17 protein-coding genes are annotated in these 16,916 nt (G+C 69.6%); 6 read left to right on the top strand and 11 right to left on the bottom strand.

Annotation, left to right across the window (positions count from 1 at the left end; all coding sequences use genetic code 11):
- Nucleotides 1-44 precede the first annotated feature (44 nt).
- The 6 genes from AB0K15_RS08765 to ppgK form a co-directional block, all read right to left on the bottom strand.
- Nucleotides 45-1,739: an ABC transporter family substrate-binding protein gene (locus AB0K15_RS08765; protein WP_364047352.1), complete on the bottom strand. Its 1,695-nt coding sequence runs from the start codon at nucleotides 1,737-1,739 to the stop codon at nucleotides 45-47.
- 41 nt (nucleotides 1,740-1,780) lie between these two features.
- Nucleotides 1,781-3,913 (bottom strand): ABC transporter ATP-binding protein, encoded by a 2,133-nt coding sequence (locus AB0K15_RS08770; protein ID WP_364047354.1) that lies wholly within the window; start codon nucleotides 3,911-3,913, stop codon nucleotides 1,781-1,783.
- A complete protein-coding gene (locus AB0K15_RS08775) occupies nucleotides 3,910-4,905 on the bottom strand; it encodes an ABC transporter permease (RefSeq protein ID WP_364047356.1) in 996 nt (331 codons plus the stop codon). The genes AB0K15_RS08770 and AB0K15_RS08775 overlap by 4 nt, the downstream gene beginning before the upstream one ends.
- Nucleotides 4,905-5,882, bottom strand: coding sequence for an ABC transporter permease (locus tag AB0K15_RS08780; RefSeq protein ID WP_360596855.1), 978 nt, complete (start codon nucleotides 5,880-5,882; stop codon nucleotides 4,905-4,907). Before AB0K15_RS08780 ends, AB0K15_RS08775 begins: the two co-directional genes overlap by 1 nt.
- Nucleotides 5,883-6,505: 623 nt before the next feature.
- Complete coding sequence (locus AB0K15_RS08785) at nucleotides 6,506-7,909, bottom strand: RNA polymerase sigma factor (RefSeq protein ID WP_364047358.1); 1,404 nt, start codon at nucleotides 7,907-7,909, stop codon at nucleotides 6,506-6,508.
- 255 nt (nucleotides 7,910-8,164) lie between these two features.
- Nucleotides 8,165-8,926: a polyphosphate--glucose phosphotransferase gene (gene ppgK, locus AB0K15_RS08790; RefSeq protein ID WP_364047360.1), complete on the bottom strand. Its 762-nt coding sequence runs from the start codon at nucleotides 8,924-8,926 to the stop codon at nucleotides 8,165-8,167.
- Nucleotides 8,927-8,990: 64 nt separating this feature from the next.
- Between ppgK and AB0K15_RS08795 the strand changes: the two genes are divergently transcribed.
- Complete coding sequence (locus tag AB0K15_RS08795; protein WP_364047362.1) at nucleotides 8,991-9,812, top strand: inositol monophosphatase family protein; 822 nt, start codon at nucleotides 8,991-8,993, stop codon at nucleotides 9,810-9,812.
- Between the two features lie 34 nt (nucleotides 9,813-9,846).
- Here the strand turns inward: AB0K15_RS08795 and cei are convergent, their stop codons facing one another.
- A complete protein-coding gene (gene cei, locus AB0K15_RS08800) occupies nucleotides 9,847-10,530 on the bottom strand; it encodes an envelope integrity protein Cei (protein ID WP_364047364.1) in 684 nt (227 codons plus the stop codon).
- Nucleotides 10,531-11,122: 592 nt separating this feature from the next.
- Here cei and AB0K15_RS08805 point away from each other — a divergent pair.
- Nucleotides 11,123-11,431, top strand: a complete 309-nt coding sequence (locus tag AB0K15_RS08805; protein ID WP_204090248.1) for a DUF4193 domain-containing protein — start codon at nucleotides 11,123-11,125, stop codon at nucleotides 11,429-11,431.
- A gap of 192 nt (nucleotides 11,432-11,623) precedes the next feature.
- Here AB0K15_RS08805 and AB0K15_RS08810 read toward each other — a convergent pair whose 3' ends face one another.
- Entirely contained in the window at nucleotides 11,624-12,109 is a 486-nt protein-coding gene (locus AB0K15_RS08810) for a DUF3093 domain-containing protein (protein WP_364047366.1), read from the bottom strand.
- A 24-nt stretch (nucleotides 12,110-12,133) separates the two neighbouring features.
- Between AB0K15_RS08810 and dut the strand changes: the two genes are divergently transcribed.
- Nucleotides 12,134-12,637, top strand: a complete 504-nt coding sequence (gene dut, locus AB0K15_RS08815) for a dUTP diphosphatase (protein WP_285968981.1) — start codon at nucleotides 12,134-12,136, stop codon at nucleotides 12,635-12,637.
- Complete coding sequence (locus AB0K15_RS08820; protein WP_364047369.1) at nucleotides 12,637-13,308, top strand: DUF3710 domain-containing protein; 672 nt, start codon at nucleotides 12,637-12,639, stop codon at nucleotides 13,306-13,308. The genes dut and AB0K15_RS08820 overlap by 1 nt, the downstream gene beginning before the upstream one ends.
- Nucleotides 13,309-13,366: 58 nt before the next feature.
- Here AB0K15_RS08820 and AB0K15_RS08825 read toward each other — a convergent pair whose 3' ends face one another.
- Nucleotides 13,367-14,101: an alpha/beta hydrolase gene (locus tag AB0K15_RS08825; RefSeq protein WP_364047371.1), complete on the bottom strand. Its 735-nt coding sequence runs from the start codon at nucleotides 14,099-14,101 to the stop codon at nucleotides 13,367-13,369.
- A gap of 102 nt (nucleotides 14,102-14,203) precedes the next feature.
- Between AB0K15_RS08825 and AB0K15_RS08830 the strand changes: the two genes are divergently transcribed.
- Entirely contained in the window at nucleotides 14,204-14,584 is a 381-nt protein-coding gene (locus AB0K15_RS08830; protein ID WP_220238342.1) for an OB-fold nucleic acid binding domain-containing protein, read from the top strand.
- Nucleotides 14,585-14,722: 138 nt separating this feature from the next.
- Nucleotides 14,723-15,382: a DUF3159 domain-containing protein gene (locus AB0K15_RS08835; protein ID WP_364047969.1), complete on the top strand. Its 660-nt coding sequence runs from the start codon at nucleotides 14,723-14,725 to the stop codon at nucleotides 15,380-15,382.
- A 62-nt stretch (nucleotides 15,383-15,444) separates the two neighbouring features.
- Here the strand turns inward: AB0K15_RS08835 and AB0K15_RS08840 are convergent, their stop codons facing one another.
- Both AB0K15_RS08840 and AB0K15_RS08845 read right to left on the bottom strand, forming a co-directional pair.
- A complete protein-coding gene (locus AB0K15_RS08840) occupies nucleotides 15,445-16,101 on the bottom strand; it encodes a TrkA family potassium uptake protein (protein WP_360596843.1) in 657 nt (218 codons plus the stop codon).
- Nucleotides 16,101-16,766, bottom strand: a complete 666-nt coding sequence (locus AB0K15_RS08845; RefSeq protein WP_364047373.1) for a TrkA family potassium uptake protein — start codon at nucleotides 16,764-16,766, stop codon at nucleotides 16,101-16,103. The genes AB0K15_RS08840 and AB0K15_RS08845 overlap by 1 nt, the downstream gene beginning before the upstream one ends.
- Nucleotides 16,767-16,916: the final 150 nt, after the last annotated feature.

A 16,916-nucleotide genomic window follows, 5' to 3' on the forward strand; every position in this document is an offset into this window, starting at 1 on the left:
GCGGCGCGGGCCGGGGCCCGCGCCGCTCTCCCGGGGGTACCGCGTTACTTGACGAAGCCGATCTTGGTGTAGTCGTACGGGTTGTTCGCGTAACCCGGCGAACCGAAGTTCGCCAGCGTCTTGCGCGTCGCGAACGCGCCCGGCGACTGGAAGATCGGGAGCTGGTGCCCGATGGCCCAGATCTCCTTGTCGGCGGCGTTGATGTCCGCGGCCCGCTTCGTGTCGTCCAGTTCCTGGGCCGCGGTGTCGAGCAGCTGGTTCAGCTTGTCGTCACCGATGCGGCCGTAGTTCTGGTTGATGTTCTTCGGGTCGAGGTAGTAGATGCCCTTGCTGCCGCCGATCGGGAACGAGTTCGAGATCCAGCGGAAGATCGTCAGGTCGAAGTTGCCGACGTTGACGTAGTTCTTGAAGAACTCGGTGGTGGGCACGGCCTGGATGTCCAGCGCGACACCGATCGCCTTGAACTCCGACTGCAGGATCTGGCCGATCTGCTGGCTGATCGGGGTGCCCGACGGGATCACCAGGCGCACCTTGAGCTGCTTGCCGTCCTTGGCCCGCGTGTCACCGCTCAGCTTCCAGCCCAGCTTGTCCAGGTCGGCCTTGGCGCTGTCCACGTTGTACTTGTACGGACCCGAGTTGTCCTCGTAGGTCTTGGAACCCTTGAGGAACAGGTGGTTGCCGATCGGGGTGGTGTCCTTCTGCATCTGCCCGAGGATCGCCTTGCTGATCCCGACCGTGTCGACGCCCTTCATCAGCGCGAGGCGCAGGTCCTTGTCGGCCAGGATCGAACCGGACGCACCGTTGAAGGTCAGGTGCGTGTAGTCCGGGTAGGTCGACTGCCGGACGACCGCGTTCGGGTCGGCCTGGGCGCGCTTGAAGGTGTTGATGTCGTTGTTCAGGTTGTAGAAGTCGATCTGGCCGTTGGCGAAGGCGTCCGGCTGCGCGGCGCGGTCGACGACCTTGTAGGTCACGGTGTCCAGCTTCGGCTTCGCGCCCCACCAGTTCGGGTCACGCTCGAAGACCGCGGTCTTGGCGGTCGCGTCGATGCTCTTGACCTTGAACGGGCCCGCGGTGATCGCCGGCTTCGCGGCCCAGGACTTGTTGAAGGTGTCCGGGTCGGCGTTCAGCTCCTTCGGGTACAGCGGGCTGAACAGCGACTTCCACTCGGCGAACTTCTTCGCGAAGGTGATCTTCACGTCGAGGTCGTCGGTGCCCTTCTCGACCTTGGCGATGTCCTCGTAACCCGTGGTGCTCGACACCTGGTAAGCGGGGTTCTTGCCGTTGAGCACGTTGGCCTGCGCGGCGTAGTCCTCCCACGAGAACTGCCGGCCGTTGCTCCACTTGGCCTTCGGGTTGATCTTCAGCTCGATGACCTGCGGGTCGGTGCTGACGACCTCGGCCGAGGTGAGGTAGTTCTGGTCCAGGCCCACCGTCGCGTCCGCGTTCTGCGGGAACGGGTAGGGCAGGATGGCGCCGAACATGTTGGCGCCGTCGAGGACCGTGCCGTCGACCTCGTTGTAGTTCCAGTTGTCGGGCAGCTGGTCGACCGGCCACTTGAGGTCGCCGCCGTCCTTGAGCTGGTCGACCGGCATCGCGTTGATGTCCGCGGTCTTGACCTGCTGGCTGCCGGCGTCCTGCAGTCCGCTGTTGCCACCACTGGAGGAGCCGCCGCCACAAGCGGCGAGCAGGAGCCCCAGAGCGGCAACGGGAGCCACGATCGCGGCCATTCTCCGTCGCATCATGTTTACCTTTCTTTCCCTGTGTGCCAACGGATGCGTGGCTACACGACTTCGCGGGTCTTGGCGTAGTGGCAGGCGACGTCGTGGTCGTCCGCGCGCGACTCGCGCGGCGGCTCGACGTCGATGCACTTCTGCTTGTCCTGTTCGGACAGTTGGGAGAACACGAAACAGCGGGTGCGGAACCGGCAGCCCGACGGCGGGTTCGCCGGGCTGGGCAGGTCACCGGTGAGGATGATCCGCGTCCGCTCGCGTTCCTTGATCGGGTCGGGGATCGGGATCGCGGACAGCAGCGCCTGCGTGTACGGGTGCTGCGGCGCGTCGAAGACCGTCTCCACGTCGCCGATCTCGACGATCTTGCCGAGGTACATCACGGCCACGCGGTCGGCGATGTGCCGGATCACCGACAGGTCGTGGGCCACAAACAGGTACGACAGGCCGAGTTTCGCCTTCAGCTCGTCGAGCAGGTTGATCACGCCGGCCTGGATCGACACGTCCAGCGCGGACACCGGCTCGTCGAGCACGATCAGCTTCGGCTCGAGCGCGAGTGCCCGGGCGATGCCGATGCGCTGGCGCTGACCGCCGGAGAACTCCGCCGGATACCGGTCGGCGTGCTCCGCGCGCAGCCCCACGAGCCCGAGCAGCTCGGGCACGCGCTGGGCGATGCGGGCCTTGTCATAGCCGTGGGTCACCATCGGCTCGGCGATGATGTCACCGATCGGCAGCCGCGGGTCGAGCGCGGCCATCGGGTCCTGGAACACCACCTGCAGGTCGCGCCGGATCTCCTTGCGCCCCTTGCCGTTCAGCTTCGCGACGTCCCGGCCGAGCACCGCCACCGACCCGTTCTGCGGGGCGGCCAGCTCGAGGATCTCCATCAGCGTGGTCGACTTGCCGCAGCCGGACTCGCCGACCAGGCCCAGCGTCTCACCTTCGACGATGTCGAAGCTGATGCCGTCGACCGCCTTGACCACCCCGGCCTTGCGCTTGAGCACCGCGCCCTTGGTGATCTGGTAGTGCTTCTGCAGGTCCTGCACGTCGAGCACGGTGGTGCGCTGGGTGCGCGGCAGCTTCGCGACCGCGGCCTCCTCGATCACCTCGGCGCCGTAGACCTCGGCCGCGTCGGCCTGGGGGCCGGCGAGCTCCTCGGTGCGGATGCAGGCGGCCCGGTGCGTGGTGTCGACCGGCGCGTTCGGGTTGCCCGGGGTGATCGTGAACAGCTCCGGCTCGGCCTGGTGGCACGCGTCGATCGCCAGCGGGCAGCGCGGCGCGAACGGGCAGCCCGAGGGCAGGTTCACCAGCGACGGCGGCTGGCCCTCGATCGGCACCAGCGGCTGCTTCTCGTGCGCGTCGACGCGGGGGATCGAGCCCAGCAGGCCCAGCGTGTACGGCATCCGCGGCTGGGCGTAGATGGTCTCGACCGGGCCCTGTTCCACGGCGCGCCCGGCGTACATGACCATCAGGCGGTCGGCGAACCCGGCGACCACGCCGAGGTCGTGGGTGATGATCACGATGCCGGCGCCGGTCACCTCCTGCGCGGTCTTGAGGACCTCCAGCACCTGGGCCTGCACGGTCACGTCGAGCGCGGTGGTCGGCTCGTCGGCGATGATCAGGTCCGGGTCGTTGGCGATCGCGATGGCGATCACCGCGCGCTGGCGCATACCGCCGGAGAACTCGTGCGGGAACGCCTTGGCGCGCGCGGCGGCGTTGGGGATGCCGACGAGGTCGAGCAGCTCCACGGCCCGGTTGTTGGCCTGCTGCTTGGTCATCGAGCCCTTGGCGTGCACCAGCAGCGCTTCGGCGATCTGCGCGCCCACGGTGTACACGGGCGTCAGCGCCGAGAGCGGGTCCTGGAAGACCATGGAGATCTTCTTGCCCCGCAGCTTGGACAGCTCGACGTCGGACTTGCCGATGAGCTCGCTGCCCTGGAACCGGATCGAGCCGGAGATGCGTGCCTGCGGCGGGAGCAGGCCCATGACCGCCAGCGACGACACCGACTTGCCGGAGCCGGACTCGCCGACGATGCCCAGCACCTCGCCGGCCGCGACCTGGTAGGAGAGCCCGCGGACCGCGTGCACGCGGCCGGATTCGGACGGGAACGACACGTCGAGGTCGGCAACCTCCAGGACCGTGCCGGTGGGCTTCTCGGTCTCCGCGCCCAGGGTGAGTGCGGCGGTCATGCTGTGGCTCCTGTGGTGCTGGGGGACTTCGTCTTCTCTTCGATGCGCTTGCGCTCCTTGCGCCGCGACCGCGACGACGACGGGTCGAGCGCGTCGCGCAGGCCGTCACCCGCGTAGTTCACCGCGAGCACGGTGAGCACGAGGAAGCCCGCCGGGATGTAGAACAGCCAGGGGAAGGTGCGCACCGCGTCGGTGCCGTCGGCGATGAGCGTGCCGAGCGAGACGTCGGGCGACTGCACGCCGAACCCGAAGAACGACAACGAGGTTTCGGTGATGATCGCGACGCCGACGTTGATCGTAGCGTCGATGATCAGCAGCGAGGCCATGTTCGGCACGATGTGCTTGGCGATGATCCGCCAGGACGGCTGGCCCATGAACCGCGCGGCCTTCACGAACTCGCGCTCGCGCAGGGTCAGCGTCATGCCGCGCACGATGCGGGCGGTGATCATCCACTGGAACAACGCGATCAGGCCGACCAGGATCAGCCACGTCTTGCCGCGGAAGGCCGGCGAGAGGATCGAGATGATCAGGAACGGCGGCAGGATCAGCAGCAGGTCCACGAACCACATGGCGATGCGGTCGGTCCAGCCGCCGAAGTAGCCGGCGGCCGCGCCGACGATCGAGGCGACGCCGGTGGAGAACAGCGCGGCCAGCAGGCCGATCGTCAGCGACTTCTGCAGCCCGCGCATGGTCTGCGCGAACATGTCGCCGCCGATCTGGTTCGTGCCGAACCAGTGGTTCCCGTCCGGCGGCAGCAGGTTCGACAGCGGGTCGAGCTCGTCGTAGGACCACGGCGAGTACCACGTGTAGGTGAAGGCCAGCACGTAGAACAGCACGATCACGGCCAGCGAGACGACCGCGAGCTTGTTGCGCAGGAACCGGCGGAGCACGAGCTTGCCGCGGCTGGAGGACTTGCTGTCGGCCTCGTTGCCCGGGTCGACCGCCAGCACGGCGGAGTCGGCGATGTCGGCCTCGTTCACGGGAGCGGCCATCAGATCCTCACCCTCGGGTCGAGCGCGGCGTAGAGCACGTCGGCCAGCCACCCGGCCAGCAGCACGCAGATCGCGATGAACAGGGTCACGGTCGCGACGATGTTGGTGTCCTGCTTCTGGATCCCGGTCACCAGCCAGTCGCCCATGCCGTACCAGCCGAAGATCCGCTCGGTGAAGATGCCGCCCGTGATGAGCAGGCCGAAGCCGAACGCGAACAGCGTCGCCATCGGGATCAGCGCCGTGCGCAGGCCGTGCTTGAACAGTGCGCGCCGGCGCGTGAGGCCCTTCGCCTGGGCGGTGCGCAGGAAGTCGGAGCCGAGCACGTCGAGCATCGCCGAACGCTGGTAGCGGCTGTAGTAGGCGACCTGTGTCAGCACGATCGCCAGTGTCGGCACGATGATGTGCTGCAGCCGGTCGAGCAGCACGTCGCCGAAACTGCCGTCGAGGCCGCTCGTCTCGCCCTGCACGATGAAGAACTGGTACCCGCCGAGCAGGTTGTCGTTCACCGACTGGGCGCCCGCCTTGAGGATCGTGGCGATCACGAAGACCGGGGTCGACAGCACGACGAACGAGAACGTGGTGGCCACGTAGTCGCTGACCTTGTACTGCCGGATCGCGCTCACCACACCGACGAGCACGCCGATGATGATGCCGATCGTGATGCCCAGCAGGAACAGCCGCAGGCTCACGCCGGCCCGGCGGAAGAGCTCGTCGGTGATCGGCTGGTCGGCGACCGTGCGGCCGAAGTTCCCGTGCAGCACGCCACCGAGCCAGGTGAAGAAGCGCTCGGGGATCGGCTGGTTCAGGTAGAGCTCGGCCGCCTTGGCGTCGATAGTGGACTGCGGAGCAGGGGGGTTCCGCAGCTTCAGCGCGTCGAGCGGGCTGAAAGCCAGCGACGCCAAGGAAAAGGCCGCGAAGGTGGCGACCAGGCACAATGCCACGTAGTTGACGAGGCGGCGGAGGAGGAAGCCGATCACGGTTTCCTCGATTCACCGGGGACGGAGGTTCCACTCCGACCCGACGGCCACGCCTGGCTCTCGCCCGATTGAGTTTTCGTCGAAAACACTTGCCGGTGCTGCCTTCCGAATGCTGCTGACGCTCGTTGTCGGCGCAGCATAATCCGGAGAAGGCCCTTCGAACTTCGTTCCCAGGCAACCAAATAATCACGATTTTCGCCGCGGGCACGTGAAGGACCGACTTTCGGGTGTTGCGGTGGACGGGGCTCGCGCGGTATTCACTACGTGCGGTTCGTCGCGGTGGGTGTGTGGGCGAATACCGCGGATCACGTTCCGGAAATGTTTCCGGGGGCGGACGGAAATGTTGCGAACGCCTGCGGAACAGGGGAAACGGACATACCGGTCATGGTTTGGACCTGTTCGCCCGGCCGGCGGAGGTCCAGTCCTGTGTGCCGGACCCGCTTCGTCCACAGTGGCCGGTCGGAGCCGTGTCCGGCTGAACGGCGCTCGACGGAGCTGTGCCCGACCGAACAGCGCTGATGATCGAACAGTGCCCGATCATCAGGGCCCAGTGGATCTTCGCGCACAGCAAAGAACCCCGCCACCGGATTCCGGTGACGGGGTTCTTCGTCGAGACTGAGTGATCAGTCCAGGTAGTCCCGGAGGACCTGGGACCGCGACGGGTGCCGCAGCTTCGACATCGTCTTCGACTCGATCTGGCGGATGCGCTCACGCGTGACGCCGTAGACCTGGCCGATCTCGTCGAGCGTGCGCGGCTGACCGTCGGTGAGACCGAAGCGCAGCCGGACGACGCCCGCCTCGCGCTCGGACAGCGTCTGCAGCACCGACTGGAGCTGGTCCTGCAGCAGCGTGAACGACACCGCGTCGACCGCGACGACCGCTTCGGAGTCTTCGATGAAGTCACCGAGTTGCGAGTCGCCCTCGTCGCCGATGGTCTGGTCCAGCGAGATCGGCTCACGCGCGTACTGCTGGATCTCCAGGACCTTCTCCGGCGAGATGTCCATCTCCTTGGCGAGCTCCTCGGGCGTCGGCTCGCGGCCGAGGTCCTGCAGGAGTTCGCGCTGTATACGGCCGAGCTTGTTGATGACCTCGACCATGTGCACCGGGATGCGGATGGTGCGGGCCTGGTCGGCCATCGCGCGGGTGATCGCCTGGCGGATCCACCACGTGGCGTACGTCGAGAACTTGTAGCCCTTGGTGTAGTCGAACTTCTCCACCGCGCGGATCAGGCCGAGGTTGCCTTCCTGGATGAGGTCCAGGAACGCCATGCCGCGGCCGGTGTAGCGCTTGGCCAGGGAGACCACGAGCCGGAGGTTCGCCTCCAGCAGGTGGTTCTTGGCGCGCTCGCCGTCGCGCACGATCCACTTGAGATCGCGGCGCATCTGGGTGACGAGCTTTTCGCCCTCCTCCTCGGCGGTGCGCACGCGCTCGGCGGCGTAGAGACCCGCCTCGATGCGCTTGGCGAGCTCCACCTCCTCCTCGGCGTTGAGCAGCGCGACCTTGCCGATCTGCTTGAGGTAGGCGCGCACCGAGTCGGCCGAGGCGGTGAGCTCGGCGTCCTTGCGCGCCTGGCGCAGCGCCTCGGACTCCTCCTCGTCCCAGACGAAGTCGGGGTTGTCCGAGGACTTCGGCCCCTTCTCGGCGGCTGCGTTGCTACGGCGGCGCGCGGCCGGTGTCTCCGTCTCCTCGGCTTCGTCTTCCGAGTCGTCGGAGTCGTCTTCGGCGACGTCGTCGTTGACCGTCTCGTCGACGACGTCGACCTCGACCTCTTCCAGGTCGGACAGGTCCGGGCTGTCGAGTTCGGCCTCGTCGAGGTCGACCGGGCCGTCCGGGTCGCCGTCGTCGGTCTTGGGCGCCTTGGTGGTGGCCTTCTTGGCCGGCGCCTTCTTGGCCGGAGCCTTCTTCGCGCCGGCAGACCTGGTGGCGGTCTTGGGTTTCGCCGCGCCGGTGGCTGCCTCGTCGGCCGGCTCGCCGGCTGCGGTCGCTGTCTTCGTCCCGCTTCGGGTTGCGGTTCTTGCGGCTGCCACTTACGCCCTTTCGCAGCGGTCGATCATGACGAGCCGAGGTATCGCCACCTCGGCTGCCTCACATTCGGGGAACACGCCTCGGCCTGCGGTTTTCACTCCCGCAGCCGTGGGCCGCGTTCCATTGTAACGACGGCCGGGCAGTGCGTCGCGAAGCGATCACCCTCCGGCCTGCCGCACGGTACCCGCACGTGACCTTCCCGTGACCCGCGCGTAGGTTTCGCGGCCGGTCACGAGCGTCACCGGGTCAGTGCTCGATCAGTGCTCGATGCCCTCGGCCGCGGCCGCGGCGGCGCCGACGATGCCCGCGTTGTTCTGCAGCGACGCCACGATCACCGGCGTCCGGACGTCCAGCAGCGGCACCCACTTCTCCGCCTTCTTGCTGACGCCGCCGCCGACGATGAACAGATCCGGCCAGATCAGGTTCTCCAGCACGGTCAGGTAACGGTGTACCCGCTTGGCCCACTGGTGGTAGCTCAGGCCCTCGTTGTCCTTCACCGACGCCGCGGCGCGCTTCTCCGCGTCGTGGCCGTCGACCTCGAGGTGGCCGAACTCGGTGTTGGGCACGAGCTTGCCGTCGTGGAACACGGCGCTGCCGATGCCGGTGCCGAAGGTCAGCAGGGCGGTGACGCCGGTGCGCGCGGATTCGTCGCCGAAGCGGATCTCGGCCATGCCGGCCGCGTCGGCGTCGTTGAGCATCGCCACGTCCGCGACGCTCTTGCCGAGGCGCTTGGCGAACAGCGCGTCGGCGTCCGTGCCGATCCAGGCGTGGTCGATGTTGGCCGCGGTGTGCGCGACCCCCTTCTTGACCACCGCCGGCAGCGTCACGCCGACCGGTCCGTCCCACTCCGCGATGTGCACGATCTCGGCCACCACGTCCGCGACGGCCTCCGGCGTGGACGGCTGCGGCGTCTCGATCCGGTGTCGCTCGCCGATGAGCTGTCCCGTTTCCAAATCGACCAGCGCGCCCTTGATCCCGCTGCCGCCGATGTCGATTCCGAAACCTCGGGTCGCCGTCACTGACGTGGTCCCTTCTCGCACGATTCAGAAGTCTGCTCCGGAGACTTTAACCGGGTGTGGTGACATGTCGGACGTGGGAGTTGACGAGTCGTTGCTGAAAAGCGTTGCGGAGCAGGTGGCGGTCGAGGCGGCCGGGCTGGTGCGGGCGGCCTGGACCGCCATGCAGGCGGGCGAGGTGGTCCGCGTGGACACCAAGTCGGCGGACACCGACGTGGTCACCGCGATCGACAAGGAGTCCGAGGAGCTGGTGCGCCGGCGGCTGGCCGAGCTGCGCCCGGGTGAGCCCGTGCTCGGGGAGGAGGGCGGCGGCGCCGCGGCCGGGTCCGGGGTGACGTGGGTGGTGGACCCGATCGACGGGACCGTCAACTTCCTCTACGGGCTGCCGGCGTTCGCCGTGTCGCTGGCCGCGCAGGTCGACGGGGTGTCGGTCGCCGGCGCGGTCGTGGAACCCGTCAGCGGCCGCCGCTGGACGGCCGCGCGGGGCCAGGGCGCCTGGCTCGACGGACGGCGCCTGTCGGCGTCCTCCCCGACGCGCCTGGACCTGTCGCTGGTCGGCACCGGGTTCGCCTACGCGCGCGACCGTCGCGTGCGCCAGGGCGCCCTCGCGGGCGAGCTGCTCGGGCACGTGCGGGATCTCCGCCGCGGCGGGGCGGCGTCGCTGGAGCTGTGCGCGGTCGGCGCGGGCTGGCTCGACGCGTACTTCGAGCACGGCCTGCACCGCTGGGACTGGGCCGCCGGGGCGCTCGTCGCGGCCGAGGCCGGCGCGACGATCCTCCTGCCGGGCTCGGCACCCGACCTCGGCGACGACGTGACCTTCGCGGCGGCGCCCGGCATCGCGGAGCCGCTGCGGCAGGTGCTGGCTTCGCTGAACGCCAAGAGCGTCTGACGCGTGCCCTGGACCCCCGCCCGGGGGTCCAGGGTCAGCAGGTGACGTCGCGGGCCGCGGCGAGCAGCGTCTGGTCGATCACGGGCGCGCCGGGGCCCGAGGACTGCTCGTTGCCGCCCCCGCCCTGGTGGGACTTGGACCAGTCGGCGAGCTTCCGGAGGATCTGGAGCGCCTCGGGGCGCGGGCGGACGTCGTCGAAGAGCGTGCCGGTGACGAGGTCGACGCTGGCGTCCTTGCGGTTGTCGCGCACGAGCTCGGCACACGGCACCACGAGGCTCACCGTGCGCGCGGCCGCGGCGCCGTTCTCGCCGTAGCGGATCTGGCCGCGGCACTTGGCGTCGCCCTTGGGGTAGGCCGGATCGTTGGCCGGGTCGCCGATGGCGGTGAAGCCGAGCTCGCGCAGGGCCGTGGTCGTGATGCCGCCCTGGCCGCGCGTGGTGCTGGCGTTGAGGACCTTGAGCGCCACCTTGTCGGGCGGCACGGGGGAACGGTCGTCGAGGCCGTTGTGGGCCACCGTCGTGTAGGTGGTGCCCGGTGGCGGGGTGGGCGCCGGCGTGCAGAGCACGGCCTCGTCGACGTCCCCTCGGCTGACCACGGCGTTCACCCACACGAACACCGCGCCGAGGGCGAGCACCCCGATCACGATGAGCGCGGGCAGCGGCCGGTGCTTGCGATAGGGCCGCGCACCACGGTCCCCCGAGCCGTTCCCCGACGCCACCTGCCCCGTCCCTTCCCGAACGCGGAAACCCCATCCGCGGACCCCAGCCCGAGGAACCTCACGACCCCGTGGCGCCGCGCGCCCCGGTCGATGTCGTCCCCCGGTGTCGTCCCTGGTGTACCAGGCGACACCGTGCGGGCCGCCGTAGCCGCCCAGCCTAGGCGTTCCGCGCCGCACCCGGTGGCGCGGGTCACCCTGTGCCCGCCCCGTCCCCGCCGAGGCCGGGCCGCGAATCCCCGGTCCGCCGATCGCACCACGGAGACCTCCGCGGGAGCAAGCGGACACCGCTGCCGGGTGATCTTCGCGACGCGCGGGCAACCTGACCGGAGCGAAGCCGTCTCACCTGCGGGTTCCCCCTGTCGGGTGACGAAATTCAAGCAATGTGCGACTCGGTGCGGAGCTCGGCGAACGGTGAGCTACCCTTCGCGGGCTCCGGCCGCAGGAAGAGGGGCACCTGGCTGAGACCTCGGTCACTGCGGGCGCCGGGCACAAACAGGGGCGCTGGAACGTTGACCAGCGGCACGACCGGCTCACGGGCACGCCCGGGGGACCGGAAGAACAAGACAAGCTGATTCGCAGGGGTGAGGGACACATGGCTACCGACTACGACGCTCCGCGCCGCAGCGAAGCCGACGAGCTGGCCGAAGACTCGTTGGAGGAGCTGAAGGCCCGGCGGAACGAGAACCAGTCCGGCGTCGTCGACGTCGACGAGGACGCGAACGCCGAGAACTTCGAGCTTCCTGGTGCCGACCTTTCCGGGCTTTCCGGTGAGGACATGACCGTGAAGGTCGTGCCGAAGCAGGCGGACGAGTTCACCTGCTCGGTCTGCTTCCTGGTGCACCACCGCAGCAGGCTCGCCGAAGACAACGGCGGCCGGCTGATCTGCCGCGACTGCGCCTGAGCACAGCCTGCGCCTGACGGCGTACGGGGATCTCGTACAGGACTTCAGGGAAACACAGGTTTTTCAGGGGAAACACAGTCGCGGCGGTCCGGGGAAGCTCGCTCGCGAGCTGGATAAAGGGGGTCGGCCCACCAGGCCGGCCCCCTTCCGCGTCCGCGGGACCGGTTCCGCGGACGCGGCGGGTGCGCCCGCTCAGGAACGGGCGCGCAGCAGTTCGGCGACGCGCTTCGGCTTGCGCGTGCTGAACAGCCAGTACGGCGTGGGGTCGGCCGGGTCCGTGAGCTGCACGCGGACCGCCGGGCCCACCCAGCCGCGGTGCATGACGAACGCGGCCGGGTCGCCGTCGCGCCCGAGGGCGCGGCGCTTGTCGTCCTTCTCGAGGATCTCGACCACGCCCGCGAAGCGCAGCGGCAGGTGTGCGTCGCCGACCCACAGTTCCGGCTCGTCACCGCTCGTCACCCGCACGCGGGAACGGCCGAGCGACAGCAGCAGCGCGCCCATCACGACGATGGCGATCGGCAGCGGGATCCACACCGGGATCGAGGGGTACCCGAGGTGGATCTCCACGCCGAGCAGGATCGCGCCGAGCATCGGCAGCGGCCAGCCCCACCACGGCACGTACAGCCGTTCGGAGTGCGCCAGGCCGCGCTTCACGGCGGTGTTCACGGTGTCAGCCACGCGACAAGGGTAGTCTCGCCGCCCGTGTCCAGCGTTCAGGTACTCCTCACCCGGCTCGACCCCGGCGTCCCGTTGCCCGCGTATGCGCGGCCCGGCGACGCCGGCGCCGATCTCGTCACCACCTCGGATATCGTGCTCGGGCCCGGCGAACGCGGGGTGGTGGGAACCGGCGTCGCGATCGCGCTGCCGCCGGGGTTCGCGGGGTTCGTCCACCCGCGCTCGGGGCTCGCGGCCCGCGTGGGCCTTTCGGTGGTGAACACCCCCGGCACGATCGACGCGGGGTACCGCGGTGAGATCCGGATCTGCCTCATCAACCATGATCTTCACGAGCCGGTGGTGCTCGCGCGCGGCGACCGGATCGCCCAGCTGGTGATCCAGCGGGTCGAGCAGGCCGTGTTCGTGGAGGTCGCCGAACTCGGTGACACCGAACGTGGCGCCGGTGGTTACGGCTCGACGGGCGGGCACGCCACACTGGTCCCGGACGTGCCCGGCGCGGACGCGGGCACTGGGGAAGGAACGGAGAAGTAGTGGGGATCTTCGGACGCAAGCGCAAGTCCGGCAGCGCGGTCGACGGGGTGACCGAGCACGGCGACGGCGCTGCGGGCGACACCGGGGCGGACGCCGACGACGCGATCGAACCCGAGAACCAGCTGTCGGAGACCGAGCAGGGGCCTTTCGACGTCGCCGACGCCGAAGAGGACGGCATCCCGCGCATCGACCTCGGGTCGGTGCGGGTCCCGGTCCCGGACGGCTCGCAGGTGCAGGTCGAGATGGACCCGGAGGCCGGTGGTGTCCGCGCGGTCCACGTGGTGACCGAGCAGGGCCAGATCACGGTCAGCGCCTACGCGGCGCCGCGCTCCGGCGGCCTGTGGCGCGAGGTCGGCACCGAGCTGGCCGACCAGCTGCGCGCCGACGGCGCGAAGGTGACCGTCGGCCGCGGCGAGTGGGGCCTGGAGCTGTCCGCCATCGTCGGCGACGTCGCGCTGCGCTTCGTCGGGGTGGACGGCCCGCGCTGGATGCTGCGCGGCGTGATCGCCGGTCCGCAGTCGCAGTCCGCCCAGGCTCCCGACGTGCTGCGCATGATCGTGCGCCACACGATCGTCGACCGCGGCGACTCCCCGATGCCGGTGCGCACCCCGCTCCCCATCACGCTCCCGGAAGCCGTCGCGCAGCACATCGCCGAGCAGCAAGAAGGCTGACAGCCCACGCGGCGAAGGCCCCGGCACTCACCCGTGCCGGGGCCTTCGCCCGTTGCAGTCACTGCTCACCGCCCGCGGCGGGCCTGAACCAGCCCTTCAGGAACCCGACCAGGCTCGCCCGCCCCAGCATCTCGCGGTCGCGCCCGAAGCCGGCCAGTTCGACCACCTCCAGCTCGCCCCTCGGCAGCACCCCGGCCCACTCGCGCGCCACCGCCACCGGGTGCACCAGGTCCCCGGCGCAGCCGCCGATCCCGGCCGGCACGGCGACCGTCGCGAGCTCGGCCAACGACGGCGCCCGGCGCCCCGCCGCGACCCGCAGCCCGGCCACCAGTTCCTTTCCCTGCCGGCGCCACGCCCGTGAAAGCTCGTCGACCAGCCACCCCGGGCTCCCGGCGGCCGCGGCGGCCAGCGCGCCCTCGACCCCCTGGGAGGCCACCAGATCCGCTGAGGCGCGAGCCGCGACGGCCGCGGCCGCTGACCCGGGTTCGCCGTTCCAGGCCGGGAGCGCGCACACCAGCCCCTCGCAACGGCCCGGGTTCGCCACCGCCCACTCGGCGGCCAGGTGCGCGCCGAACGAGACGCCCCCGACGACCAGCGACCCGTGCACGCCCGCCAGGCGGTCCAGCTCTTCGAGGTACCCGTCGGCGAGCGCGGCGCCGGGCGGCGGGGGAGGCGCGATCAGCCGGGCGCCCACCGAGGCCAACGGGCCGGTGAACACCGACTGGACGAACACTTCGTCGGACCCCGTTCCGGGCAGCAGGACGACGGGCAGGTTCCGGATTGCGGACGTCACGTTGCGATCTTGGCGCAAACCCGTTTCGCTGATGTGAACCACAGCTACGCTGGATTACGCACGGGCCGCGAAGTCGGGGGCCCCGGAGCACAGGAGCACACCATGTCCGCCAAGGACGGCGGCTACTTCAGCCGGTTGGTTCGCAAGCTGACCAGCGACGTCGAGGACCTCGACGCCGACGAGATGTCCGAGAGGTCCGGGGCCGAAGGTGCTCGCCGTGCCTGTGACTGCCGGTCCGGCGAAGAGGCGACAGTGCTCGGCAGGCTGCGCAGCGTCGAGCTGTGCCCGAGCGAGGGAACTCCGACGCTCCAGGCCGAGCTGTTCGACGGGACACAGGGCGTGACGCTAATCTGGCTGGGCCGACGCCGGATCCCCGGTATCGAGCCGGGTCGGACCATCAAGGTCCGCGGCCGGATGGCAGAGCGTGACGGCCAGAAGGTGCTGTACAACCCGTACTACGAACTCCAGAGCCCGGTAGGTTGATCGACTCCCGTGACTGAACCCGCTCCCCGCGACGAGAAGCACGTGCCCGAAGGCGGGGACGAAAAGCAGGACAGCGACCAGCACCACACCGACGCCGGAACCGACACCGAGAAGCCCGAACCCACGTTGCTGGAGCAGATGGGCGGCGTGTCGGGCCTGTTCTACTCGTCGGTGCCGGTGATCGTGTTCGTGCTGGTGAACGCCTTCTTCGGGCTGACCGCGGCGATCTGGGGCTCGGTCGGCAGCGCCGTGGCGATCACGGTGCTGCGGATCGTGCGCAAGGAGCCGCTGCAGCCGGCGATCTCGGGGTTCTTCGGGGTCGCGATCGCGGCGTTCATCGCGTTCCGCACGGGTTCGGCCAAGGGCTTCTTCCTCTTCGGCATCTGGGCGAGCCTCGCCTACTGCGGCGTGTTCGTGCTGTCGATCCTCGTGCGCTGGCCGATCGCCGGCGTGGTGTGGAGCGCGCTCAACGGCACCGGCCAGGCCTGGCGCAAGGACAAGCCCTCGCGCTACGGCTACGACATCGCCACGCTCGCGCTGGCCGTGATCTTCGCCGCCCGGTTCGTGGTGCAGCGCTGGCTCTACAACAGCGACTACACCGGCTGGCTCGCGTTCGCGAAGATCGCCATGGGGTACCCGCTCTACGCGCTGGGCCTGCTCGTGGTCGTCTGGGCGGTCCGCCGCTCGGACAAGCGGCTCAAGGCGCTGGCCGAGACGGAGCCGAAGCCGGAGACCGACGCGGAGGTCGAGGCCCGGCTGCGCGAGAAGTACGCGCAGACGCCGACTCCCGAGGCTTAACGGTCTTCTCCAAGACACCGGAAAGGCCCCTCACGCGCTCGTGAGGGGCCTTTCTCGGGTGCTCAGTACCCCAGGGCCGTGCGGATCTCCGGCTCGACGTCCGACGTCGCCACGAACAGCAGTTCGTCGCCGGCCTCCAGCGGGTCCTCCGGCTGCGGCACGATCACGCGGTCGCCGCGCAGGATCGTGACGAGCGCGGCGTCGCGGGGCAGCGCGATCTCGCTCACGGGCTTGCCGGCCAACGGGGTCTCCTCGGGCAGCGTCAGCTCCACGAGGTTCGCCTGGCTCTGGCGGAAGGTCATCAGCCGCACGAGGTCGCCGACGCTCACGGCCTCCTCGACCATCGCGGCGAGCATGCGCGGGGTCGACACGGCCACGTCGACGCCCCAGGCGTCGGTGAAGAGCCATTCGTTGGCGGGGTTGTTCACCCGGGCCACCACGCGGCGCACGGCGAACTCCGTCTTCGCGAGCAGCGACACCACGAGGTTGGACTTGTCGTCGCCGGTCGCGGCGATCACCACGTCGCAGCGCTCGATCCCCGACTCCTCGAGGATCGAGACCTCGCACGCGTCGCCGAGGACCCAGTCGGCCTGCGGCACGGTGTCGGGTTCGAACTGGTCCGCCTCGCGCTCGATCAGCATCACCTGGTGCCGCCCGTCGATCAGCTCGACGGCGATGGAGCGCCCGACGGCGCCGGCACCCGCGATCGCGACCCGCATCAGTTCTCCTCCTCCGGAGCGCGAGCGGCCACGCTCGTCACGTCGCTGACGGTGCCGGAGCGGGCCGCGACGTACACGACGTCGTCGGCCTGCACCATGGTCTTGTTGTCCGGCAGCACGCCGTTGCCGAACCGCATGATGAACGCGACCCGTGCGCCGGTGGCCTCCTGGAGCTCGCGCACGCTGCGTCCGACCCAGCCCTCGTTCAGCGGCAGCTGCAGCAGCGCGACGTTGCCCGACGGATCGCGCCACACCGACGCGACGCCGTCCGGCAGGAGGGTGCGCAGGAAGCGGTCGGTGGTCCACGGCACCGTCGCGACGGTGGGGATGCCGAGCCGCTCGTACACGGCGGCGCGCTTGTGGTCGTAGATCCGCGCGACCACGTGCTCGATGCCGAAGTTCTCGCGCGCGACCCGCGCGGAGATGATGTTGGAGTTGTCCCCGCTCGACACGGCGGCGAACGCGCCGGCCTGTTCGATGCCCGCCTCGATCAGGATTTGCCGGTCGAAACCGACGCCGACGATCTGCTGGCCGTGGAAGTCGCTGCCCAGCCGGCGGAACGCCTGGGGGTTCTTGTCGATGACGGCCACCTCGTGGCCGAGACGCTCCAGCGCCGCGGCCAGGGATGCGCCGACCCGGCCGCACCCCATGATCACCACGTGCACGCCCTGCCTCCTCGTAGGTGGGGGTAAACCCGTCCGTAGGTACCCTCGCGCACCAGCGCTGAACCTACCGCGCGGGGTGGCAGTTACTCCACTGTCGTCCCCGCCACCGCCCTCAACGGAGAAGCTTCGCTTCGCTGTAGATTCACCCAG

Source organism: Amycolatopsis sp. NPDC049253 (assembly GCF_040678995.1).
Classification (GTDB): Bacteria; Actinomycetota; Actinomycetes; order Mycobacteriales; family Pseudonocardiaceae; genus Amycolatopsis.